Below are 23,316 nucleotides of genomic sequence, written 5' to 3' on the forward strand. Positions count from 1 at the left end.
AGCGTGTCGCTATTTTCCGTAGACGATTAAACGTAACGTTACCTCATTATGCGAACTAATGGATAAGCGAGCATTCCAGCGTTATCGTATATCCGATATTAGCCATTATCGGATATTGCATATGTGTTAATCTGTGCACCTGCTTAATCATGTCTGTGACTCTGGATCGTTTCGTCATGTCCCAACCGGTTCCCTTGTTCGATACCTACAAGAACTTCCAGTTTCTCACCCGGCATAATCTGGACGGCGAATTGCCCGCCGCTCTGGCTGCGTTCGAGAAATTCGCCAATCCCGACGAGGCCATGGATGGTTATTCCGTGGTCAAGCTGTTCCTGAAATCCTACGCAGCCAATCAGGCCACGTTCAACAGCTACCGCACCCATGTCGAGCGTCTGTTGCTGTGGTCCTTGCTGGTGTGCCAGAAGCCTATCTTGCATCTGCGCCGTCAGGACGCTGAGGCGTTTCTGGAGTTTTGCCTCAATCCGCCTGAAAACTGGGTCGGTCCGGTGACCAAGTCGCGTTTTGTGCGTATCGGTGGCCGCAAGAAAGCCGAATCCGACACCTTCGTGATCAATCCTGACTGGCGTCCGTTCAATTACACGGTAAGCAAGGCGACGCGCAAACTGGCTGATGAAACCGACTCCAGAATGCCGGAGGTTCAGGCCTATCAGATGTCGCAGACCACCATTGCCCAGGTGTTCACTGTTTGCGGGAGCTTCTACCAGTTCTGTATCGATGAAGATTACACGGACGCCAACCCGTTCCGCGCGGTCAAGCAGAAATCCCGGTACAAGCAGAGTGTGGTTTCTCAGGTGACCAGCCGCTCGTTGACCCAGCTGCAATGGGAGTTCGTGATCGAAACCGCCGAATACATGGCTGACCAGGAGCCTGAATTCCACGAACGTACCTTGTTCATTCTTACCACGCTGTTTTCGATGTACTTGCGGGTGTCGGATCTGACTGGGCGGGATAATTGGCAACCGACCATGGGCAGTTTCAAGAAAGCCGGTGATAACTGGTGGTTTCATGTAGTGGGAAAAGGCAACAAGGCAGCCAAAGTGAGTGTCCGCGATAGCTATCTGCCCTATCTTGTCCGTTATCGCACCAGCCTGGGGTTGACTGACCTGCCCTACCCTGGCGAACAAACGCCGCTGCTGTCTTCGTTGGATGGCCGCACGGGCTTGTCTGGTCGACGGATACGGGAATTGATCCAGATGGTGTTTGATGCCGCTTGCTCGCGCATGATCGAGGAAGGATTGCAGGAGGATTGTGATGCTTTGCGGGCAGCCAGCCTGCATTGGTTACGGCACACCTCGGCGACACTGGATGCGCCGTTCAGAGACATGAAAGATCTGCAGGCAGATCTACGCCATGAAAGCCTGTCCACCACCCAGGACAGTTATTACGACTCGTTGGATGACCAGCGGGCCAGTTCGATCAAGGCGATCCCCATCAAGGGTCGCTAGGATACAGGGTGCTGCACTCAGGCAGCACCCTGTAACCGCAAATCTGCTTCAGTTGCTCAGGACAGAGCAGCCAGCGCCTTGTCGTAATCTGGCTCGTCGCCGATTTCCGATACCAGTTCGCTGTGCAGTACCTTGTCGTTCTCATCCAGCACCACCACGGCGCGGGCAGCCAGACCGGCCATGGGGCTGTCTTCGATGGCGACACCATAATTGCGGATGAACTCACCGCCGCGCAGCGTCGACAGGTTCACCACATTGTCCAGGCCTTCAGCGGCGCAGAAACGCTTCTGGGCAAAGGGCAGATCGGCGGAGATGCACAGCACTACAGTGTTGGGCAGGTCAGCGCCCTTGCTGTTGAAGGTGCGGACCGAGGTGGCGCAGGTCGGGGTGTCCACGCTGGGGAAGATGTTCAGGATCTTGCGCTTGCCGGCGAACGAGGACAGGCTTTTGTCGGACAGGTCCAGGCCAACCAGGCTGAATGCCGGCGCGTTGTCGCCCGCGGTGGGAAACTGGCCGCCAACGGTAACCGGATTGCCATGCAATGTAACATTCGACATTTGAAACTCCTTCAATCTCGCAAGTGATGCATCAGAAATCGATGCGGTAGAAAAAATCCAGTGAACTGGCCAGGCCGCCCACTGCTTCCAGGTACAGCCGTTTGGTCAGATCGTAACGCAGCGCCAATTGATTTGCCTGCTCGAATACCCCTACACCATAGCGCAAACTCAGCTTTTCGGTGATATAACCGGTTGCCACAACGCTGGTAGTCAGGCCGCTACCTTCCGTATCGAGTTGGAAGTCTTCGATACCCAGTGAACCTGCAATACTCTTTGCCACCGGTGTGCTGCCGGCCATGCCCAGCGCCAGTGCCGCCTGGCCCAGAATATTGCTATCGCCGCTGTCGGCGCCCAGAGGACGGCCGAGGATCAGATAGGACAGGGCCTGTTCCTGAGCCATGGTCGGCTCTGCGAAGACCTCAGATAAAGGTGCGTCGGCTGGACCGGTCAGACGCAACCCGGCGATGACATCATCAACCCTGCGGATGGCTTCGATATCCAGATAAGGTTTACTGACCGGGCCAGCGAACAGAATCTGTGCACGGCGCAGCTCCAAGCGTTGACCGTAACCCCGGAAGCGACCATCAAGGATATTCAAGTCCCCGCTGGCAGTCATGTTTTCCCTGATCTGCAATAGCCCGCTGAGCCGTCCGGTAAGACCGAAACCGCTGAAATGCAATTGATCGCCGATCGCCAGCTGGATATCAGCGGTGATGCCCATCGGTAAGGCTTCTTCCATTTCCTCGGTGGCACCGATGATTTCCGCATCAGCCGAGACTCTGACCGCTGCGGGCGGAAGCTCACGCACAGTAATCTCACCCTCGGGAATCGCGATGGTGCCGGTGAGATTGAGATTGTTGTCAGCCAGCCCGATATGCAGGTCGGGGCTGGCCAGAAGATCTGCGTAGGGATCGACCCGAATAGGCAGATTGTTGCCGGTCAGGCTGATATCCACGGTCAGAGAGGGAGCCCAGGCAGCGGTACCCGCAAGCCTGCCCTGCCCCTCGCCACTCTGCCATTGACCATCGATGTCCGCCTGCTGCCCCGCTATGCCGACACGTACCTGGAGTTGTTCAAAACTGACCGGCAGTTCTGGACCGCTGATCTGGCCATCGATCAGACGGATCTCGCCATCGATCTGCGGCTCGGTCAATGTGCCTGCGATCATGCCGTTGCCGATCAGGTCACCGCTGAGTGTGTCCACCTGGGGCAAAAAGGGTCGCAGAATGTCCAACTGCACATCAGAGAGATGGAAGCGGCCATCGAGGCGTTGAGCGCCGCCAGGATCGGCAATATCCGCCTGCACATCGAGGTTGCCAAGCCCCTCGCTGACCAATTGCAGGCGGCTACGAGCCTGTGCCGGGTCAAGCTGGGCGGTGAACTCCAGCGTCTCGTAGGGGAAGGTCAGCTCCTGATCCGGGGTGCTGACTCTGAGTTCGCCGTCACGGCTGCTGACCACCACATTGGCGCGAGGTTTTGCATCCACAGCCTGACGGAACTGCGCTTCGGCATTCAGTGTCGCATCCCAGATGAAGTCTTCCGGCAGCCACTCCTGCAGCGATGCCAGCGGGAAATCGGTGAGCCTCAGGTCCAATTGCCGGTCGGGCATCAGCTTCTGTTCACCGTTGAAGCACAGCTGACTGGTCAGATGGCTCCAACAGTGCGCGCCCAACCGCAGCTCACCTCTGGACAGTCGATAGCTCAGCGCCGCCGGCTGGTTCAGTTGCCAGACCATCTCCTCGGCAGCAAGGGTGCTGTCATGTAGCTGCCCTTGCCAGCGCTGTTCATCCAGGCTGCCGGACAACCGCGTATCGAGCTCAACCACACCACCTTGCAGGTCCAGAGCAAGATGATGCCTGGCTCGCGTACCATCTAACGTCAGACTGAGATCACCCAACCGGGTATTGCCACTGCGTAGCCGCCTGGCTGACAGATTGAGAGTGCCGGGCAGCTGTTTGTTGAGCGTGACTCGCCCATCGACAGCCAACCCGGTCAGGCCGACGTCCTCGTAACCCAGTCGGTCGCCCTGCAATGCCAGGGTCAGCTCAGGTTCACTCGCCGATCCAGAGGCCAGCGTGGTTCCGGACAGGCTGCCACTCAGCCCCGGCCAAAGGGTGGCCAGCTGTGCCAGTTCGATATCGAACTGGCCATTTACTGTCTCTCCCCACTGCCCTCCGCCGGTGATGCTGTTAGCCCCCTGACGCAACAGCAGATCCTCGACCCGCCAACCGGTGTCTGCACTGGCCAGCGCACCAGACAAGGCCAGCGGCTGCCCTCGCAGTGTGCCGTCCAGGTCCCAATCTGCGGCCAGCTGCAGCTCTCCTGCCGCGAGAGTACCGGTACTGGTGACAGGGCCATTGAGCGAGCCGGGCAGCTCGGCAACGAACATCTGCGGGTTCAGTTCCTCAAGTAACAGGCTGACATCCCAGGCGATATCCTCAAGCAAGGTCACTACACCTTGCCCGGTCAGACGTCCTTGATCGGTGATCAGCGTCAAGGGCGCAATGGTGACCTTCTCGGGCGTGCCGGCCAAGGCAAGTGCGAGATCGGCATCACGACCACCGACGCCGCCAAGCTGGGCCTGCAACGCAGAATCGAATTGATCATCATGAAGGTTGGCGTTGAGGTTCAACTGACGGATTTCCAGCGGCCCGATATCCTGTGGGTACAGCCATTGCCATGGGAACTGCTGCATAGCGAGGCTGGCATTCGCCGTCAGAACGTCCGACCAGTCGGCGTTGGCAGCAAGGGTCAGCTCCCGCTCCGGCTGGCCCGTCACGCCCAATCGCAGATTCAGACCGGAAACGCCCGTCGTCATGACCTGTCCCTGTAGATTCAGGTCGATCGTCCCTCCCTCACCCGGCATGCTGCTGATGGCCCGCAGGGCAATGCCCTCCTCCAGATTGCCTTCGAGGTTCACCACCGGGTTGGTCAGGGTCAAGGTGCTGGGTAAGGATTCCAGCGCGAGAAAGGATTCACCTTGCCACTGGGCCGAGAGAGGTAATTCGGCGAGCAACGGCTGGGCATTGAGCGTCAGTACCCCTGGCAGGTAGCCGGTGCTGCGTGCTTCCAATTCCAGTTCTGCCGCGCTGCCACCGAGGCGGGCACGCAGCTCCCAAGGGCGATTATCCACCGCGGGCAGATCCAGATCAGCCAGCACGCGCAGCGGCCAATCACCGCTCATGCGTACATCGCCCTCGAGCTCCCACGTCAGATCAGGGCCGGTGCCGCTGAAATGGGTTATATGCAGTTGATCGCCGCTGGCATGGGCCTGCAGGGAAATATCAGTGAGTAGCGCCTGCTCGTCATTCAGCCACAGGCTGCCGATCCGTGCTTCTTGCAGCTGCATGCCCATTGGCAGATGGAGGTTGGGCAGACTGATGTCCTGTCGGGGTTCGCTGGGGCTGCCATCCGGTGTGGTCAGAATGCTGATGCGCTCTGCGCTGAGCAGATCGATGCACAGGCGTCGCCCGGCCAGGCAATCCGGGGACCAGAAAAACTCGACGTTCTCAATGCTTACGTCGATTCCAGTGTCTTGCCAGCCGATGCTGGCGAATTCCCAACCACGCCAGAGCTGGCCACCGGAAAACTCAAGCTGCAGGCGCGGCTCCAGTTCTGGCAGTTTTGCCATCAGCCAGCGATTGACACCTTCGTTTGACAGCAGAGCCGCAAGCAACAGCACCAACAACAGAGGCACGATCAGCAGAATCAGCAGGCCGCGCAGCAATGCCTTGAGCAGAAACCGTGTCACAGTTCAGCCCCCATGGAGAAATGCAGGCGAATACCTTCATCGGGATCGCTCACGGATTTGGCCAGGTCCAGGCGAATGGGGCCGACCGGCGAGACCCAGCGGATACCGACGCCGGCGCTGGTTTTCATCGGGTCTTCCCAACTGTCTACCGCGTTACCGTGATCGACAAACACGGCTGCACGCCATTTCCGGCGAAACTCATATTGGTATTCCGCACTGGTTGCCAGCAGGTAGCGCCCGCCGACCCGCTCTCCGGTTTCGTCGGTCGGTGCAAGAGTTCGATAATCATAGCCACGCACGCTCTGATCACCACCGGCAAAGAAACGCAACGACGGGGGCACGCTGGCAAAGCCATCGCTGGCAATACCACCGAGCTGTGCCCGGGCCAGAAAACGGTGATTGTCCCACAGCGTATACAGCCCCTTGGCCGCCATATTCAGCCGAAGAAAGTCGATATCAGACAGTACCCCCGCTTTGGCGCCCTGCAGATCCATCATCAGACTGTAGCCCTGACTGGGGTCCATGCTGTCGTCACTGATGGTGCGTTGAAAACCGAGGCTGGGGATCAGCAAGGTGCTGCGCCCGGAGTCGCTACCCAAGGAGTAGCGCTCCTGTTCCAGACGTAAACCTATGCTGCGGTTCCAGCCGTTATCCAGCCGCCGCTGAAACAGTCCACCGACAACCATGGTCTGACTTTCGGTATCGTCGATGTGTTCACGCTGCCAGCCGGAGAAAAAACGCAGGTGACTGGATTGAGGCGGTGTGAGAGGTATTTGGTACCAGGATGTCACCTTCTGTCGTGGCTCGGACAGTTCCAGCTCGGCACCGCGACTGTGGCCCCGGGAGTTGAGCCAGTGTTGCTTCCAGTCCGCCTTCGCTCGGGGACCAACGTCCGTGGAAAAACCACCACCAAAGCCAAGCGAATGGGGATCACGCTCCTTGAGTTCAGCGCGCACCGGGATCTCGCCGGCCACTGCCTGATCCGGTGGGGCTGACACCTGCACTGCCTCGAAGTAACCACTGGACAGCAGTTCACGATTGAACTCGGCGATCAGGTCGGCATCGTAGGGCACACCGGGGCGAAAAGGCACCATGCGTTGCAGCAGGTCAAGATCGAATGGTGTGTCTGAGAAGCTTACCGCGCCCAGACGATAGCGGTCACCGGTGTCATAACGAAGAATGACATCGGCAAGGTTTTCTTCCACGTCGATCAGCAGGCGATTTTCCAGAAACTCACCGGAGAAATAGCCATAACGTAACGCTTGGTTCTCCAGCAGGGATTTGGTGTCTTCATAATGGCCGTGATGCAGTTGCGCGCCGGGCATCAGATGGCGACTGCGAGGAAAACGAAAGTAGTCGGCATCCCGACCTGAGCCGCTTATCTCAAGGGTTACCTCATCCAGCAGCACCGGCTCACGCAGAGTCACCTCCAACAACAATACCGGCTCGGCATCGGAGCCGGTCACGCGGGGGCGTATCCGGGCATGGTAATAGCCCAGCGCCTGAAGCGCGCTGATTGCCTGCTCCCGGCTGGAGCGAGCCAGGCGCCACATATCTTCCCGGCTGGAGGCTGAAACCGGTCCGATGAAGGCCTCTATGTTCTTTCTAGCCGCATCGTTGCGCGGCTCCACCTTCACTTCCAGCTCGGCGCGTGCGGCTGCGGTGAGCAAGAGCAGCACCAAGAGCGTAAGAAAACGGACCATATTCTGTTCCAGCATCAAGTCTGTACCGCAGGACGCGATAACAAATCATCGGGGGATGCTAACATGATGACCGTTTCAGGCCGATAGGCATCCCGGCTTCTTCGTGTTATCAGGATAGGAATTGTGATGAAAGTTGTCTCGTTCAATATCAATGGCTTGCGCGCCCGTCCGCATCAGTTGCAGGAAATCGTCAACAAGCATGCACCCGACGTGATAGGTCTTCAGGAAACCAAGGTGGATGACCCGGCCTTTCCGCTGGAATCGGTTCAGGCGCTGGGTTATCACGTGCATTTTCACGGTCAGAAAGGTCACTATGGGGTTGCCTTGCTGACGCGCGAGGAGCCGTTGTGGGTGCGCAAAGGCTTTCCCGGCGACGGTGAAGAAGCCCAATGCCGAATGATCAGCGCTGCCCTGCCCTGCGCGGACGGTACGCCGCTGATCGTCTTCAATGGCTATTTCCCCCAGGGGGAAAGCCGTGACCACCCGATCAAGTTTCCGGCCAAGAACAAGTTCTATGCTGACCTTCAGGCGCATCTGCAGGATTTCAATACTGATCAGCGACTCGTGGTCATGGGGGATGTGAACATTTCGCCGCAGGACAGCGATATTGGTATCGGTGAAGCCAATGCCAAGCGCTGGTTGCGCACCGGAAAATGCAGTTTCCTGCCCGAGGAACGTGAATGGCTGCAGAAACTCAAGGACTGGGGGTTGGTTGATACTTTCAGGCATATGAACCCTGACGTGACAGACCGTTTCAGCTGGTTTGACTACCGCAGCCGAGGATTTGAAGACACACCCAAGCGCGGTCTGCGCATCGATCTGGTGATGGCCAGCCGAGGGCTGATCGATCACTGTGTCGATACCGGTATCGACTACGACATCCGGGGGATGGAAAAACCCTCAGATCATGCCCCGGTCTGGGCCAAGTTCTCCATCTGAAGCAGCATGCTGACGGGGTCTGACCCCGCCAGCATATCCGGCCCCTGTCAGGCCATTTCCTCTTCTGGTACGTCCAGTACCAATTCGCCGTCCCGCAGCGTGACATGCACCGTTCCGCCATGCTCGGCGAGATCGCCAAACAGGATCTGTTCAGCCAGCGGTCGCTTGATCTTGTCCTGAATCAGACGCGCCATTGGGCGGGCGCCCATCAACGGATCATAGCCATGCTCCACCAGCCAGTCACGCGCGCTTTCGTCCACATCCAGCAGCACATGCTTGTCTTCGAGCTGCGCCTGCAGTTCGGTGAGGAACTTGTCCACCACGAACTTGACGCTGTCGTGATTGAGCCGGCCGAACTGGATGATGGTATCCAGGCGGTTGCGGAACTCGGGAGTGAAGGTCTTCTTGATCACTTCCATGGCATCGGTGGAGTGGTCCTGCTTGGTGAAGCCGATGGATGACCGCGCCATGGATTCCGCGCCGGCGTTGGTGGTCAGCACAATGATGGCATTACGGAAATCCGCCTTGCGCCCATTGTTATCAGTCAGCGTGCCATGGTCCATGACCTGCAGCAGCAGGTTGAACACTTCCGGATGAGCCTTCTCGATCTCGTCCAGCAACAGAACGCAATGCGGCGTCTTGTTGATGGCCTCGGTGAGCAGGCCGCCCTGATCAAAACCGACATAACCCGGAGGTGCGCCGATCAGGCGTGACACTGTGTGTCGCTCCATGTACTCGGACATATCGAAGCGCAACAGCTCCACCCCGAGACTCTTCGCCAGTTGGCGAGTCACTTCGGTCTTGCCCACACCGGTAGGACCGGCGAACAGGAAGGAACCCACTGGCTTGTCCGCTGACTTCAGCCCAGCACGGGACAGCTTGATCGCCGTACTCAGCGAATTGATAGCCTCATCCTGACCGAATACCACCAGTTTGAGATCACGCTCGAGGTTCTTCAGCAGTTCCTTGTCGCTGGTGGAAACATGCTTTGGCGGGATTCGCGCGATCTTGGCCACAATAGCTTCTACTTCGGCCACATCAATGTACTCGGGACGCTCTTCCTGCGGCTTCAGACGCTGATACGCGCCGGCCTCGTCAATGACGTCGATTGCCTTGTCCGGCATGTGTCTATCATTGATGTATCGATCAGCCAGCTCGGCGGCGGCTCTCAACGACTCGTCGGTATAGCGGATGGCGTGGTGATCCTCGAAACGACTGCGCAGCCCCTTGAGAATCTGGATGGTGTCGCTGACGGAAGGCTCAACCACATCGACTTTCTGGAAACGCCGAGCCAACGCACGATCTTTCTCGAAGATGCCGCGGAACTCCTGGAATGTGGTTGAACCGATGCAGCGTATTTCGCCGGACGACAGCAGCGGCTTGAGCAGGTTGGACGCATCCATCACGCCGCCTGAAGCCGCGCCCGCACCGATGATGGTGTGGATCTCGTCGATGAACAGGATTGCCTGCGGGCGTTTCTTGAGCGCCTTGAGCAGCGCCTTGAAGCGCTTCTCGAAATCCCCGCGATATTTGGTTCCTGCCAGCAGCGCGCCGAGATCCAGCGAGTAGACCACGGCGTCGGTGAGGATATCCGGCACCTCACCGTCAACGATGCGTTTGGCGAGGCCTTCAGCAATAGCGGTTTTACCCACGCCTGCCTCACCGACCAGCAGCGGATTGTTTTTGCGCCGCCGCACCAGAATCTGCGCTACCCGCTCAACTTCAGAGGCGCGCCCCACCAACGGGTCAATCCGTCCCAGCCGGGCCTGTTCGTTCAGGTTACTGGCGTAGGATTCCAGCGGGTTGTTGGCGGCAACCGTTTCGCCAGCCTCCTCGTCCATGTTTTCCTGGTCGACCTGCATGCTTTCGCTGTCGTCAGCCACCTTGGAAATCCCATGGGATATGAAGTTGACGATATCGATACGCGCGATATGTTGCTGCTTGAGGAAGAATACCGCCTGACTTTCCTGTTCGCTAAAGATCGCCGCCAGTACATTGGCGCCGTTGACTTCGCCCTTGCCCGAGCTCTGCACATGAAATACAGCACGCTGCAGAACCCGCTGGAAGCCGAGCGTCGGTTGGGTTTCACGCTCACTATCCTGAGCAGGAATCAGCGGTGTGGTGGATTCGACGAATTCCACCAGATCGCGGCGAAGCCGGTCCATATCAGCTCCGCAGGCACGCAGAACCGCCAACGCCGCCTGATTGTCGAGCAACGCAAGTAACAGATGCTCGACCGTCATGAATTCGTGGCGTTTACTGCGCGCATCCTTGAACGCCAAGTTCAGGGTGATCTCCAGATCTCTATTAAGCATATTGCCCCCTCATGCGACTCTGGTCGCTTTATTACGCTTCGCGTTCTATCTGACACATCAACGGGTGCTGGCATTCCCTGGCATATTCATTTACCTGGGCGGCCTTGGTTTCGGCAACGTCTCGTGAATAGACCCCACAAACCGCTCTGCCCTCAGTATGGACCCTGAGCATGATCTGTGTAGCCTTTTCCCGGTTCAGCATGAAAAAGGTCTCCAGAACCTCCACTACAAAATCCATAGGTGTGTAGTCATCATTGAGCATGATGACCTGATAGCGCGCGGGCGGCTGTAATTCCGGCTTCCCGGTTTCGACCGCCAGGCCATCACCTTCCTCGTGTTCCGGTTGACCGGGGCTTTGCATAAAAGTTAATTGAATTTCCATCGTTGCAAACATCTTATGTGTCACTGGTGGATATGAGGCTACAGGTAAAATGTGCGCTGGTACACAGCTTGCCAGCTCCCAACTTGACTTATAGCGACTCATTGTTAATAAGTGTAACAAGCGTGATACGCGGGTACTTATTCATACCGGCCTGCGACACGTGAGGACGCACCGGGATTCACTACCCATAGAGATGGGGACAGCAGAGGAATGCAGTATGGAGATTGGTAAGGTCAAATGGTTCAATAACGCCAAAGGCTATGGTTTTGTCGTGGCCGATGGTCGCACTGAAGACCTTTTTGCCCACTACTCAGCTATCCAGATGGATGGGTACCGAACGCTCAAGGCGGGCCAGCCTGTACAGTTCGACATCATCCAGGGCCCGAAAGGCCTGCATGCAGTCAATATTCAAGCCGTTGGTGAAGCTGCGCGCAAATCAGCTGAAGTAACCATGGCAACTGAAGTGGAGGCAGTTGTTTAACTGAGACACCCTGCCCGCGTGTTCCTCGCTGTACCGGGCATCCTAACGCACACAAGCCGGCAAATGCCGGCTTGTGTGTTATTACCTGATAGCTGACGCTGCGATTACATTGCAGCGATCAGGTCATCACCGAACTCGGAACACTTGCGCAGCGTGGCGCCATCCATCAAGCGTTCAAAGTCATAGGTCACCGTCTTGTTGGCGATAGCGCCTTCGGTACCCTTGATGATCAGGTCTGCAGCTTCTACCCAGCCCATGTGACGCAGCATCATTTCGGCGGACAGGATCAGCGAACCTGGGTTCACCTTGTCCTGGCCAGCGTACTTGGGTGCAGTACCGTGGGTGGCTTCGAACATGCCGATCGAATCAGACAGGTTGGCACCCGGTGCGATACCGATACCGCCAACTTCAGCAGCCAGCGCGTCGGACAGGTAGTCACCGTTCAGGTTCAGCGTGGCAATAACGTCATACTCGGCCGGGCGCAGCAGAATCTGTTGCAGCATGGCGTCAGCAATGGCGTCTTTTACCACGATGTTCTTGCCAGTGTTCGGGTTCTTGAATTGCATCCAAGGACCGCCGTCCAGCAGCTCGGCGCCGAACTCGTCACGAGCCACTTCGTAGCCCCACTCTTTGAAGGCACCTTCGGTGAACTTCATGATGTTGCCCTTGTGCACGATGGTCACAGAGCTACGATCGTTGTCCACAGCATACTGCAGAGCCTTGCGAACCAGACGCTTGGTGCCTTCCAGGGAAACCGGCTTGATGCCGATACCGCAGTTTTCAGTGAAGCGGATCTTGGTAACGCCCATTTCCTCGGTGAGGAACTTGATGACCTTGATCGCTTCCGGGGAGCCAGCCTGCCACTCGACGCCAGCGTAGATGTCTTCCGAGTTCTCGCGGAAGATCACCATGTCCACGTCACCCGGGTTCTTGACCGGGCTAGGTACGCCAGTGAACCAACGAACCGGACGCTGACACACGTACAGGTCGAGTTGCTGACGCAGGGCTACGTTCAAGGAGCGGATGCCGCCACCTACTGGGGTGGTCAGAGGACCCTTGATGGAAACAACGTAGTCTTTGACTGCGTGCAGAGTTTCTTCGGGGAGCCAGGTGTCCTGGTCATAGACCTGAGTGGCTTTTTCGCCAGCGAATACTTCCATCCAGGAAACCTTGCGCTTGCCACCGTAGGCTTTTTCCACGGCCGCATCGACTACCTTGATCATGACCGGGGAAATATCAACGCCGATGCCATCACCTTCGATGTAAGGGATGATCGGGTTGTCAGGAACATTCAGGGAGAAGTCCGCGTTTACGGTGATTTTGTCGCCGCTCGCCGGCACCTGGATCTTTTGGTATCCCATTTTTGACTCCGTTGTGTGTCGTTGTCAGTGAAGACCCGGATGGTTGATCCGGATCGGAAGAATACGATTCTTGAGTAGACCGTATTGTTGTAGTTTTCCTACATAAAGTCACGCACTTTCTGTTTCAGCCCCGTTGATTACACGGAAAAAAAGCCGAACATCGGCAATCCGCGCAATATTTACGGCATGTTTTGTAGTGAGACTACAATCGCACTACAGGTCACAAATACTCATGGCATCCTAGCCGCTTTTTCATCCAAATCCAGCCCCTCGCCACAGCCGTCCAATGCAGGCATTCACCGAGCAGACAGTTTACGGTAACCTAGCCACCCTGAATCGGGAGTTCCTCATGCGTTTTTTACCCCACGTCACCGTTGCCACCATCGTTGAAGATCGCGGGCGGTTTCTCATGGTTGAGGAAATCAGCCATGATCGTGTTGTATTCAATCAGCCTGCCGGGCATTTGGAAGCCGACGAAAGTCTTATAGAGGCTGCCCGGCGGGAAACACTGGAAGAAACGGCCTGGACAATCGAGATAACAGGGCTCACCGGGGTCTATCTGTTTCGTGGCGAGAATGGCGTTACCTACCAGCGTACCTGCTTCACTGGACTGCCGGTCACGCATCAGCCAGACCTGGCGTTGGACGATGGCATCGTCCGTGCGCACTGGCTGACACTTGATGAAATCGAGGCCCGACGAGCCGATTTGCGCAGCCCCATGGTGCTGGAGTGCATTCTCGACTATCTGAATAAACCGCGGTATCCACTGGATCTGATTCGTTAGACATGAATATTCAAGCCAAAACACCCAGCCAGACCCGCGTCATTGTCGGCATGTCCGGCGGGGTCGACTCATCCGTTTCTGCGGCCCTTCTCCTTGAGCAAGGCTACCAGGTGGAAGGGTTGTTCATGAAAAACTGGGATGAAGACGACGGCACCGAGTACTGCACCGCCATGGACGATCTGGCTGATGCGCAGGCGGTGAGCGATCGGCTGGGCATCAAACTGCATACGGCGAATTTTGCCGCCGAGTACTGGGACAATGTGTTCGAACACTTCCTGGAAGAATACAAGGCAGGCCGCACGCCGAACCCGGACATCCTGTGTAACCGGGAAATCAAGTTCAAGGCGTTTCTGGATTATGCGCTGATGCTGGGTGCGGATCTGATCGCCACTGGGCATTACACTCGCCGCGCCGAGCGTGATGGCCAGACACTGCTGCTGCGTGGCCTGGATACGAACAAAGATCAGAGCTACTTTTTGCATGCCGTTGGTGGCGAACAGCTCGCCCGTACGCTATTTCCCGTCGGCGAATTGGAAAAGCCGGAGGTGCGCCGTATCGCTGAAAAGTATGAACTGGCCACCGCGCGCAAGAAGGACTCCACCGGTATCTGCTTTATCGGGGAACGTCGTTTCAGTGACTTCCTCAAGCAATATCTGCCCGCCCAGCCCGGTGACATCGAGACCACCAATGGTCAGGTCATCGGTCGCCACCATGGTCTGATGTACCACACCATCGGTCAGCGCCAGGGGTTGGGGATCGGCGGTTTGCAAGGGGCAAATGATGATCCTTGGTATGTGCTGCGCAAGAATCTGGAACGTAACGTTCTGGTTGTTGGGCAAGGCAATGAGCATCCATGGCTGTTTTCCAGTGCGCTGCGCTACTCCGACATGTACTGGGTCAATCCGCTTGAGATCACCCAACCCATGCGACTGACGGCCAAGGTCCGCTATCGCCAACCCGACCAGGCCTGCACCATTGAGCCGGCTGAAGGTGGCTACCTGATCCGCTTCGACGAGCCCCAGCGGGCGGTCACCCCTGGGCAGTCCGTGGTGCTGTATCAGGACGATGTCTGCCTGGGCGGTGGCGTTATCGAACAAGCGATTGCCGCCTTTGATGAGGACGCTGCATGACACTTGCAGAAGAACAGGTGTTGGCACTGGGCGGGATATTCGAAGCGGCGTTGCAGGTCGACAAACTGGCTCGCAGCGGACAATACAGCGAAGGCCCGGTCGGTTGTCTGATACAAAGTATCTTCGAGCGCTCACCAGATGACACACTCGGTGTGTACGGCGGCTCCCACCATCAGCTTCGCGGCGGCCTGCAGGCTGTCAGCTCCATGCTGGAGCGCGACACGGCGGCTCTGCAGCGGGACGCGCTGCGTTATGCAATGAATCTCATCACCCTTGAACGGCAGCTGGCCAAGCGTGATGACATGCTGGCTGTTCTGGGTCAGCGGCTGGACCGAACCCAGCAGCAGATCGGGCACTTCGGGCTGCTGCATGACAATGTCATGGCTTCGCTGGGCAGTGCCTATCAGGACACCTTGAGTACCCTGCGCTTGCGCATCCAGGTGCATGGCGACGTGCGTCACCTGCAACAGCCAGATGTTGCCAACCGCATCCGTGCCCTGCTTCTCGCCGGCATTCGCTCCGCACGCCTGTGGCGGCAGCTCGGCGGCCATCGCTGGCAGCTGCTGATCTCTCGAGGCAAGCTGCTTGAAGCAACCCGCACAATTCTGAATAACTGAATGACCAACGGTACCGCCTAACCCCACCATGCTGGCTGGGCAAACCAAAGCCCCTCAGGATGGTGTATGATTTGCGGCTTTCAGCCAGCCTTTTATGAGAATGTCCTATGCAACTTTCCTCCCTGACCGCCGTTTCACCCGTTGATGGCCGTTATGGCAGCAAAACTGCCAGCCTGCGCAACATTTTCAGCGAATATGGTCTGATCCGTTTCCGCGTACAGGTTGAGGTTCGCTGGTTGCAGTGCCTGGCTGCTCATTCCGGTATTCCGGAGATCGGCCCTTTTTCCGACCAGGCCAATGCGTTGCTTGATCGCCTGGTTGACGATTTTCAATTGAGCCACGCCGAGCGCGTCAAGGAAATCGAGAGAACCACCAACCATGATGTAAAAGCCGTGGAGTATCTGCTCAAGGAGCAGGTGGCTGACCTGCCTGAACTGCTTGCAGTTAATGAGTTCATCCACTTCGCCTGCACCTCCGAGGACATCAACAACCTGTCCCACGCACTGATGCTGCGCAGTGGTCGCGATGAGGTGGTACTGCCACTCATGCGTCGCATCGCTGATGAGATCCGCACCCTGTCGGTAGACTTTGCCGACGTGCCAATGCTGTCACGCACCCACGGTCAGCCGGCCTCCCCCACTACCTTGGGCAAGGAACTGGCCAACGTCGTCTATCGCCTGGAACGTCAGATCAGTCAGATCGAAGGCATCCCGCTGCTGGGCAAAATCAATGGCGCCGTAGGGAATTACAACGCTCACCTGTCCGCCTACCCGCAGGTTGACTGGGAGGCCAATGCCCGTCACTTCATCGAAGAAACCCTGGGTCTGACCTTCAACCCCTACACGACCCAGATCGAGCCGCATGATTACATTGCCGAGCTGTACGATGCGGTAGCAAGATTCAACACCATTCTTATCGATTTTGACCGGGACATCTGGGGTTACATCTCGCTGGGTTATTTCAAGCAGAAAACCATTGCTGGTGAAATTGGCTCCTCAACCATGCCGCACAAGGTCAATCCGATTGACTTCGAAAACTCCGAAGGCAACCTGGGTATCGCCAATGCGATTCTGCAGCACCTTGCCAGCAAGTTGCCGATCTCTCGCTGGCAGCGTGACCTGACAGACTCCACCGTGCTGCGCAATCTGGGTGTTGGCTTCGCTCACAGCATCATTGCTTATGAGTCAACTCTTAAAGGAATCAGTAAGTTAGAGATCAATATTCAACGTATTGCTGAAGATCTGGATAACTGCTGGGAAGTCCTCGCTGAGCCGATTCAGACAGTCATGCGCCGTTACGCTGTGCCGGATGCTTATGAAAAACTCAAAGAGCTGACACGCGGCAAGGGCATCACTCCAGAGGCGCTGCAAACCTTTGTTGATGAGCTGGAGATCCCTGGCGCTGCCAAGCTGGAGCTCAAGGCACTCACGCCAGCCAGCTACATCGGCAACGCCGTGGCCCAGGCGCGCCGTGTCTAATCCGCGCACCGCGTCCGGCTTCCTGCCGGGCGCGGTATGCCACCGCGCTTACCTCCCCCCCCTGTCGCACTTTCATTCCGAGGCCACCATGTCCTTTTCCGTCACCACCCTGCCTGGCGGCATGTCTGCCGATGTATTTCTCCGGGATTACTGGCAGAAAAAGCCCCTGTTGATTCGTCAAGCGTTTCCGGATTTTGAAAACCCGCTGACGCCCGATGAACTGGCTGGCCTGTCACTGGAACAGGAAGTGGAGTCACGCATCGTTTTGGAACATGGTGCGACGCCATGGGAACTCCGCCAGGGGCCCTTCGGCGAGGATACCTACCAGACTCTGCCGGAGCGGGACTGGACGTTGCTGGTACAGGCCGTCGATCAATTTGTACCCGAAGTCGCCGAACTGCTGCAGGCCTTTCGTTTCCTGCCCAGCTGGCGAGCTGATGATGTGATGATCAGCTACGCCGCCCCCGGTGGCAGTGTTGGCCCGCATTACGACAACTACGATGTGTTCCTGCTGCAGGGGCATGGCCACCGCCGATGGAAGATCGGTCAGTCGTGCAATCCCGAGAGTCCCTTGCTGGAACATCCAGACCTGCGCATTCTTCGCGATTTCGAACAGCAGGAAGAGTGGGTTCTGGCTCCTGGCGACATGCTCTATTTGCCGCCGGGCCTGGCCCATTACGGTATTGCCGAAGATGACTGCATGACCTATTCGATCGGCTTCCGTGCTCCCAGCCATGCCGAAGTGCTTGCTCATTTCAGCGACTTCCTTGGTCAGCATATGGGCGATCAGCAGCGCTACAGTGATGCGGGAATGAACACACCCGCTGACCCCGCGCAGATCGACGAGGATACCGTTGAAAGGCTGCAGCGGCTGATTCTGGAGCTGGTACAGGATAAAGAAGCGCTCGGCACCTGGTTCGGACGTTTCATGACCGAGCCACGCTATCCGGAGCTGATCGAGGCACAGGAGCCCGACGCAGACATGCTGGCCGAGGCCTTGGATAACGGTTTTGGCCTGGTACGCAACCCAAGCGCCCGCCTGGCGTGGCGTCAGGAACAGGACCAGTACCTGATGCTGTTCGCCAGCGGTGAGCATTGCCTGCTGCCAACCCAACTGCTGCCGCTCGTTCAGTTGATCTGCAATCAGGACTATCTGGACGCAGAACAGCTGAACAGCTGGCGTCAGAACGACGAGGCAATGCAGCTGCTGGAGCAACTGCTTGCCAAGGGCGACCTGCTTATGGAAGGTGATGATGAGTGACGTGGCCATCCGTGTGGCGGAATGGTGCAATACTGATGCACTGCGCGACATCCGCCATAAAGTGTTCATCGATGAGCAGCACGTGCCAGCAGAGCTGGAGTGGGATGCAGAGGATGCGCACGCCACGCACTTTCTGCTGACCGTTGACAGGCGACCGGTCGGTACTGCCCGATTGCTGCCGGACGGGCATATTGGCCGCGTCGCCCTTCTCTCCGAGGCGCGTGGCAAAGGTCTGGGCCAGCAACTGATGCGCGCCGTCATGACTCATGCCCAGCAACAAGGCATGACGCGCCTGATACTCTCGGCGCAAACCCATGCTCTCGGATTCTATAGCCAGCTGGGCTTTGTCACCTGTTCGGAGGTGCATTCCGAGGCCGGTATTCCCCATCAGGAAATGAGCTGGGGGCCGGCGACCTCCGATCCCAACTGATTCCATACCCTGACGCAGCGACAGTTCAGCGCCCTCGCTCCGGCCACTTCAGATGCTAAACTCAGGGTCGGTAACGAGGAGATCGCGCCATGAACCTGCGAATCATGCTGGCAATAATTGCCAGTTTCGCTTTTGCCCTCTGCTCCCAGCTCGCTGCAGCGCCGAGAACCGAAGTTATCCCGCTGGGCTACAGCATAGCTGAGGATATGATCCCGGCTATCCAGCCCCTGCTCCGCCCTGATGAGCGCGTTTCCGCCTACGGCAATCAGCTGATCATCCGCGCCGAACCAGAGCGTTTGCAGGAGATCCGCGCCCTGCTTACGGATCTGGATCGCCAGCCTGCGAAGTTGCGTATTACCGTCAGCAACGCCGGCAGCTCAATAGGCAACCAGAATGGTTACCGTGTGGACGGACGCCTGGAAACCGGCGCTGGCGACATCATCGTCGGCCAGCCGCGGGGCAATAATCAGGCTCGCATCATCCGCCGCGAAACCCGCGGCGCGAGTGACGGCGCGCGGGTGATCACGGCCAACGAAGGCTATCCAGTTCTGATCCAGACTGGCCAGCGGGTACCGCTGACCAGCACCTCAACCAATATCTATGGCCAGGTGGTCAATCAGACCGAATACCATGATGTGACCTCCGGCTTCTACGCTACCGTGCGGCTGAATGGCGACCTCGCGACCATCAGTCTGAGCGCCAATAATGATCGAATGCATCCCGCAGGAAATGATGTGATCGATGTGCAGCGAGCCGATACCGTCGTCACCGCACGCCTGGGTGAATGGGTCACCATAGGTGGGTTCGATGATGCTGACAGACAGCACAGCCGGGACATCGGCAGGCGTACCACTACTCGCAGTGCCCAGCAACAGAGCGTCCGCCTGATGGTTGAACTGATCAATTAGAATTATGTAGTGTTTTATTAATTTCACTACAACGCCGTTGACTTCTGTTTTCTTAAAATGCATTATTGCCCCGCTCCCGCTAGCCAGAGCCCCTTAACAGGGTCTCCGGATGTTTGCCTGAACCTAAGGCAGCATCTGTGTCTTAACAGCCCACAAGGCAGTTCGACGAGGTTGCGACTGGAACGAAGTTGTCCTGAGGGACGGGGAAGCGATTTAAACGTAGCAGCCAGCATGACCCGGAAATGGTCGTACGTTCTGCCGAGCCAACCAGCTTGAGCAGGTATGCCCGCCAGCTCATCGACTGTACGTCACTCCTCCATCTTCATGTCATTCTTCAATTTCAGTCACTGTTTCGACGCACTGCGGAGTGCCGCAACCCAGGCTCTGGCTGATGGGTTCGGGGTCGACTAACGTCAGAACCAAACGCAAACATTGAAGGATTGACCATGTCAGCATATCAGAACGATATCAAAGCAGTTGCCGCGCTCAAAGAAACCGCCGGTAACGGCTGGAACGCCATCAACCCGGAATCCGTTGCGCGCATGCGTGCACAGAACCGCTTCCAGACCGGTCTGGATATCGCCAAGTACACCGCTGCTATCATGCGCAAGGATATGGCTGAATACGACGCCGATTCTTCTGCTTACACTCAGTCCCTGGGCTGCTGGCACGGTTTCATCGGCCAACAGAAGCTGATCTCCATCAAGAAGCACCTGAAAACCACTGACAAACGCTACCTGTACCTGTCCGGCTGGATGGTTGCAGCCCTGCGCTCCGAATTCGGTCCGCTGCCTGACCAGTCCATGCACGAAAAGACCGCCGTTTCCAGTCTGATCGAAGAGCTGTACACCTTCCTGCGTCAGGCCGACGCCCGCGAACTGGATCTGCTGTTCTCGGCTCTCGACGACGCCCGCGCCGCTGGCAACACTGCCAAAGCCCAGGAAATCCAGGCTCAGGTCGACAACTTCGAAACTCACGTTGTGCCGATCATTGCCGATATTGATGCCGGTTTCGGTAACGCCGAAGCGACCTACCTGCTGGCCAAGCAGATGATCGAAGCCGGTGCTTGCTGCATCCAGCTCGAAAACCAGGTGTCCGACGAGAAGCAATGCGGTCACCAGGACGGCAAGGTAACAGTCCCGCACTCCGACTTCCTGGCCAAGATCAACGCCGTTCGCTACGCGTTCCTCGAACTGGGTGTGGATGACGGTGTCATCGTTGCCCGTACCGACTCCCTGGGCGCCGGTCTGACCAAGCAGATCGCCGTAACCAATGAGCCGGGCGATCTGGGCGACCTGTACAACAGCTTCCTCGACGGCGACTACATCGAGAATGCCGACGCCATCGAGAACGGCGACGTCGTTATCAAAGCCAACGGCAAACTGCTCAAGCCCAAGCGTCTGGCCTCTGGTCTGTTCCAATTCCGCAAGGACACCGGCATCGACCGCGTTGTTCTGGACTGCATCACTTCCCTGCAACACGGTGCCGACCTGCTGTGGATCGAAACCGAGAAGCCGCACGTCGGCCAGATCGCCGAGATGGTCAACCGCATCCGCGAAGTGGTTCCGAATGCCAAGCTGGTTTACAACAACAGCCCGTCCTTCAACTGGACGCTGAACTTCCGTCAGCAGGTATTCGATGTCTGGACCGCCGAAGGCAAGGACGTTTCGGCCTACGATCGTGCGAATCTGATGAGCGCCGATTACGACGAGACCGAGCTGTGCAACGAAGCCGACGAGCGTATTCGCACCTTCCAGGCTGATGCTGCTCGTGAAGCAGGTATCTTCCACCACCTGATCACACTGCCGACGTACCACACTGCCGCGCTGTCCACTGACAACCTGGCAAAAGGTTACTTCGCAGACGAAGGCATGCTGGCCTATGTGAAAGGTGTTCAGCGTCAGGAGATCCGTCAGGGTATCGCTTGTGTACGTCACCAGAACATGGCTGGCTCCGATCTGGGCGACAACCATAAAGAATACTTTGCTGGTGAAGCTGCACTGAAAGCCGGCGGTAAAGACAACACCATGAACCAGTTCTGATTGAGCTGACTCACGGGCCTCGGCCCGGGTGTTGACGAAAAGGCCACCTTCGGGTGGCCTTTTCCGTATGGACCTAGCCCGGCGAGCGGGAAACGACGAAGTCGCGTACAATGCGACGCTCCATTGCCGGTCACGTTGTATCCTGTGACGGCGCATCATGCAGCAGCGGGTTTTAGAGAATGGCACGTTTACATCTGGAATTTCCGGAAGATCAGTTCTACTTCACCACTCAACTGACCGTCCGCATCACCGATATCAACTCCGGCAAGCATCTGGCCAACGACTCTATGGTATCCATGATCTCCGAAGCGCGTGCGCGCTTTCTGTATCAATTCGGCATAGAAGAAGTCAGTGTCAATGATGTCGGCATTATCGTCACCGACCTGGCAACCACTTATCGCAAAGAAGCCTTCGCACGCGAAACGCTGACCTTCGAAGTTGGCTTGATGGATTTGAACAGATATGGCGGAGATATCACCTTCCGCATCACAAAGTTGCACAACGGAGAGCTGGTTGCTTTGGCGAAGTCCGGCTTTGTGTTTTATAACTTCCTCGCGGCAAAGGTAACCCCCATGCCCGAAGATTTCAGACTGCGCTTTCCCGGCGTCAATCAGATTGAAGATTGAAGGTCGAAGACTAAAAAGAAGATGAAATAAAAAAACCCGGTCAATTGACCGGGTTTTTCGTTGCTGAAGATCGATTAACGAACTTCAACCTCTGTTTCTACTTCTGCTTCAACGCGACGGTTCATGGCGCGGCCGTCATTCGTGCTGTTGTCAGCGATCGGATTGGCTTCACCGTGACCGGCAGCGTTCACGCGGGAGGACTCAACGCCTTCGGCGATCAGTGCTTCGCGAACCGAGTTGGCACGACGCTCGGACAGATCCTTGTTGTACGCGTCAGTACCGACGGAGTCAGTGTGACCTTCAACGGTAGTGGTTACCGATGGGTAGGTCTTCATGAACTCAGCCAGGCTCTGGATATCCTGACGGTACTCGGGACGAATGGTGTCGCGGTCGAAATCGAACTTGACGTCCAGCTCAACGCGCACGGACTGTACTTCCGGAGCGGGCTCTGGAGCTGGGGCCGGAGCAGGTGCTGGCTCAGCCTGAGCAACAACCGGAGCAGCGCCGCCGAAGTTCAGACCCACACCAACGCCTGCCTGCCATTCGGTGTTGCCATGATCCAGACCGTACAGAGCATCAACGCCTGCCTTGACGAAGAAGTTTTCGTTCAGGTAGTTCTTGACGCCAAAGCCAGCGACGGCCATGGTGGTGCGGTCATCCTGATTGGTGCCGATCTGCTCCAGTTCCTGGTGGGCAAAACCGCCGGAAACGTATGGACGCAGAGCACCTTGTCCGAAGTGGTAAACGGCTTCAACGTGGGCCAGCTTGCCGTCGATATCTTCGCCATCGTTCGGGCCGCCGTCAACTTCAAGGCTCTTGTACGTGCCCAGACCGATGTTCAACAGAACATCGTCGGTCACGAAGTAACCCAAGCTACCACCCACCAGTGTACCGTCGGTCAAGTTATGGCGGCTGTCGGTGAAATAACGCTTGGCAAAAGCCTCGACCTCAACCGAACCAGCACTTTGAGCCATGACCGGCATACCGGATGCTGCGATGGCGGCGCCTACAACGATACCTACTGTGTTTTTCAATTTCATTTTGAATCCCCGTTAAATCCATTCGGACGTTTGGTTTTGCGCAAA

19 protein-coding genes are annotated in these 23,316 nt (G+C 57.2%); 12 read left to right on the forward strand and 7 right to left on the reverse strand.

The features are described from left to right. Positions 1-176: 176 nt before the first annotated feature. The gene (locus tag INT39_RS21720; protein WP_226944963.1) at positions 177-1,466 is read left to right on the forward strand and encodes a tyrosine-type recombinase/integrase; all 1,290 of its coding nucleotides are present in this window, start codon (positions 177-179) and stop codon (positions 1,464-1,466) included. Between the two features lie 56 nt (positions 1,467-1,522). Here the strand turns inward: INT39_RS21720 and tpx are convergent, their stop codons facing one another. Genes tpx through INT39_RS21735 form a run of 3 tightly spaced genes read right to left on the reverse strand, consistent with a single transcriptional unit; the run spans position 1,523 to position 7,477 of the window. Further along, positions 1,523-2,023: a thiol peroxidase gene (gene tpx / locus INT39_RS21725; RefSeq protein ID WP_193076057.1), complete on the reverse strand. Its 501-nt coding sequence runs from the start codon at positions 2,021-2,023 to the stop codon at positions 1,523-1,525. Between the two features lie 31 nt (positions 2,024-2,054). After that, on the reverse strand, positions 2,055-5,774 hold the full coding sequence (locus INT39_RS22880; protein WP_193076058.1) for a translocation/assembly module TamB domain-containing protein: 3,720 nt from the start codon (positions 5,772-5,774) through the stop codon (positions 2,055-2,057). Further along, complete coding sequence (locus INT39_RS21735; RefSeq protein ID WP_193076059.1) at positions 5,771-7,477, reverse strand: autotransporter assembly complex protein TamA; 1,707 nt, start codon at positions 7,475-7,477, stop codon at positions 5,771-5,773. The genes INT39_RS22880 and INT39_RS21735 overlap by 4 nt, the downstream gene beginning before the upstream one ends. Before the next feature lie 126 nt (positions 7,478-7,603). Here INT39_RS21735 and xthA point away from each other — a divergent pair, with 126 nt between their 5' ends. Next, positions 7,604-8,416, forward strand: coding sequence for an exodeoxyribonuclease III (gene xthA, locus INT39_RS21740; protein ID WP_193076060.1), 813 nt, complete (start codon positions 7,604-7,606; stop codon positions 8,414-8,416). Between the two features lie 47 nt (positions 8,417-8,463). On the opposite strand, the gene clpA is transcribed toward xthA, so the two are convergent. After that, positions 8,464-10,731 carry an ATP-dependent Clp protease ATP-binding subunit ClpA gene (clpA, locus tag INT39_RS21745; protein ID WP_193076061.1) on the reverse strand — a complete coding sequence of 756 codons (2,268 nt, stop codon included), beginning with the start codon at positions 10,729-10,731 and terminating at the stop codon, positions 8,464-8,466. Positions 10,732-10,762: 31 nt separating this feature from the next. Then, positions 10,763-11,125, reverse strand: a complete 363-nt coding sequence (clpS, locus tag INT39_RS21750; RefSeq protein WP_193076062.1) for an ATP-dependent Clp protease adapter ClpS — start codon at positions 11,123-11,125, stop codon at positions 10,763-10,765. 205 nt (positions 11,126-11,330) lie between these two features. On the opposite strand from clpS, the gene cspD reads away from it, so the two are divergent. After that, on the forward strand, positions 11,331-11,594 hold the full coding sequence (gene cspD, locus INT39_RS21755; RefSeq protein ID WP_193076063.1) for a cold shock domain-containing protein CspD: 264 nt from the start codon (positions 11,331-11,333) through the stop codon (positions 11,592-11,594). Positions 11,595-11,698: 104 nt separating this feature from the next. Here cspD and icd read toward each other — a convergent pair whose 3' ends face one another. Beyond that, positions 11,699-12,955 carry an NADP-dependent isocitrate dehydrogenase gene (gene icd / locus INT39_RS21760; protein WP_193076064.1) on the reverse strand — a complete coding sequence of 419 codons (1,257 nt, stop codon included), beginning with the start codon at positions 12,953-12,955 and terminating at the stop codon, positions 11,699-11,701. A 349-nt stretch (positions 12,956-13,304) separates the two neighbouring features. On the opposite strand from icd, the gene INT39_RS21765 reads away from it, so the two are divergent. The 9 genes from INT39_RS21765 to INT39_RS21805 all read left to right on the forward strand — a co-directional run bounded on the left by INT39_RS21765 (position 13,305) and on the right by INT39_RS21805 (position 22,231). After that, the gene (locus INT39_RS21765; RefSeq protein WP_193076065.1) at positions 13,305-13,739 is read left to right on the forward strand and encodes an NUDIX hydrolase; all 435 of its coding nucleotides are present in this window, start codon (positions 13,305-13,307) and stop codon (positions 13,737-13,739) included. A 2-nt stretch (positions 13,740-13,741) separates the two neighbouring features. Further along, positions 13,742-14,869 (forward strand): tRNA 2-thiouridine(34) synthase MnmA, encoded by a 1,128-nt coding sequence (gene mnmA, locus INT39_RS21770; protein ID WP_193076066.1) that lies wholly within the window; start codon positions 13,742-13,744, stop codon positions 14,867-14,869. Next, positions 14,866-15,486 carry a high frequency lysogenization protein HflD gene (gene hflD / locus INT39_RS21775; protein ID WP_193076067.1) on the forward strand — a complete coding sequence of 207 codons (621 nt, stop codon included), beginning with the start codon at positions 14,866-14,868 and terminating at the stop codon, positions 15,484-15,486. Before mnmA ends, hflD begins: the two co-directional genes overlap by 4 nt. 107 nt (positions 15,487-15,593) lie before the next feature. Continuing rightward, positions 15,594-16,964, forward strand: coding sequence for an adenylosuccinate lyase (purB, locus tag INT39_RS21780; RefSeq protein ID WP_193076068.1), 1,371 nt, complete (start codon positions 15,594-15,596; stop codon positions 16,962-16,964). 88 nt (positions 16,965-17,052) lie between these two features. Further along, complete coding sequence (locus tag INT39_RS21785; protein ID WP_193076080.1) at positions 17,053-18,225, forward strand: cupin domain-containing protein; 1,173 nt, start codon at positions 17,053-17,055, stop codon at positions 18,223-18,225. Then, positions 18,218-18,655: a GNAT family N-acetyltransferase gene (locus INT39_RS21790; protein WP_193076069.1), complete on the forward strand. Its 438-nt coding sequence runs from the start codon at positions 18,218-18,220 to the stop codon at positions 18,653-18,655. The genes INT39_RS21785 and INT39_RS21790 overlap by 8 nt, the downstream gene beginning before the upstream one ends. Positions 18,656-18,744: 89 nt before the next feature. Then, on the forward strand, positions 18,745-19,563 hold the full coding sequence (locus INT39_RS21795; protein WP_193076070.1) for a secretin N-terminal domain-containing protein: 819 nt from the start codon (positions 18,745-18,747) through the stop codon (positions 19,561-19,563). Positions 19,564-20,009: 446 nt separating this feature from the next. Continuing rightward, positions 20,010-21,605, forward strand: coding sequence for an isocitrate lyase (locus tag INT39_RS21800; protein ID WP_193076071.1), 1,596 nt, complete (start codon positions 20,010-20,012; stop codon positions 21,603-21,605). A 179-nt stretch (positions 21,606-21,784) separates the two neighbouring features. Next, positions 21,785-22,231 carry an acyl-CoA thioesterase gene (locus INT39_RS21805; RefSeq protein WP_193076072.1) on the forward strand — a complete coding sequence of 149 codons (447 nt, stop codon included), beginning with the start codon at positions 21,785-21,787 and terminating at the stop codon, positions 22,229-22,231. A 74-nt stretch (positions 22,232-22,305) separates the two neighbouring features. Here INT39_RS21805 and INT39_RS21810 read toward each other — a convergent pair whose 3' ends face one another. After that, the gene (locus INT39_RS21810) at positions 22,306-23,271 is read right to left on the reverse strand and encodes an OmpA family protein (protein ID WP_193076073.1); all 966 of its coding nucleotides are present in this window, start codon (positions 23,269-23,271) and stop codon (positions 22,306-22,308) included. Positions 23,272-23,316 lie beyond the last annotated feature (45 nt).

Source organism: Pseudomonas sp. FME51, assembly GCF_014897305.1.

Bases quoted from the DNA above. Each gene is read 5' to 3' on its own strand.
- INT39_RS21720 (WP_226944963.1), top strand. From the start codon at position 177: ATGTCCCAACCGGTTCCCTTGTTCGATACCTACAAGAACTTCCAGTTT.
- tpx (WP_193076057.1), bottom strand. From the start codon at position 2,023: ATGTCGAATGTTACATTGCATGGCAATCCGGTTACCGTTGGCGGCCAG.
- INT39_RS21735 (WP_193076059.1), bottom strand. From the start codon at position 7,477: ATGGTCCGTTTTCTTACGCTCTTGGTGCTGCTCTTGCTCACCGCAGCC.
- xthA (WP_193076060.1), top strand. From the start codon at position 7,604: ATGAAAGTTGTCTCGTTCAATATCAATGGCTTGCGCGCCCGTCCGCAT.
- clpA (WP_193076061.1), bottom strand. From the start codon at position 10,731: ATGCTTAATAGAGATCTGGAGATCACCCTGAACTTGGCGTTCAAGGAT.
- clpS (WP_193076062.1), bottom strand. From the start codon at position 11,125: ATGTTTGCAACGATGGAAATTCAATTAACTTTTATGCAAAGCCCCGGT.
- cspD (WP_193076063.1), top strand. From the start codon at position 11,331: ATGGAGATTGGTAAGGTCAAATGGTTCAATAACGCCAAAGGCTATGGT.
- icd (WP_193076064.1), bottom strand. From the start codon at position 12,955: ATGGGATACCAAAAGATCCAGGTGCCGGCGAGCGGCGACAAAATCACC.
- INT39_RS21765 (WP_193076065.1), top strand. From the start codon at position 13,305: ATGCGTTTTTTACCCCACGTCACCGTTGCCACCATCGTTGAAGATCGC.
- mnmA (WP_193076066.1), top strand. From the start codon at position 13,742: ATGAATATTCAAGCCAAAACACCCAGCCAGACCCGCGTCATTGTCGGC.
- hflD (WP_193076067.1), top strand. From the start codon at position 14,866: ATGACACTTGCAGAAGAACAGGTGTTGGCACTGGGCGGGATATTCGAA.
- purB (WP_193076068.1), top strand. From the start codon at position 15,594: ATGCAACTTTCCTCCCTGACCGCCGTTTCACCCGTTGATGGCCGTTAT.
- INT39_RS21785 (WP_193076080.1), top strand. From the start codon at position 17,053: ATGTCCTTTTCCGTCACCACCCTGCCTGGCGGCATGTCTGCCGATGTA.
- INT39_RS21790 (WP_193076069.1), top strand. From the start codon at position 18,218: ATGAGTGACGTGGCCATCCGTGTGGCGGAATGGTGCAATACTGATGCA.
- INT39_RS21795 (WP_193076070.1), top strand. From the start codon at position 18,745: ATGAACCTGCGAATCATGCTGGCAATAATTGCCAGTTTCGCTTTTGCC.
- INT39_RS21800 (WP_193076071.1), top strand. From the start codon at position 20,010: ATGTCAGCATATCAGAACGATATCAAAGCAGTTGCCGCGCTCAAAGAA.
- INT39_RS21805 (WP_193076072.1), top strand. From the start codon at position 21,785: ATGGCACGTTTACATCTGGAATTTCCGGAAGATCAGTTCTACTTCACC.
- INT39_RS21810 (WP_193076073.1), bottom strand. From the start codon at position 23,271: ATGAAATTGAAAAACACAGTAGGTATCGTTGTAGGCGCCGCCATCGCA.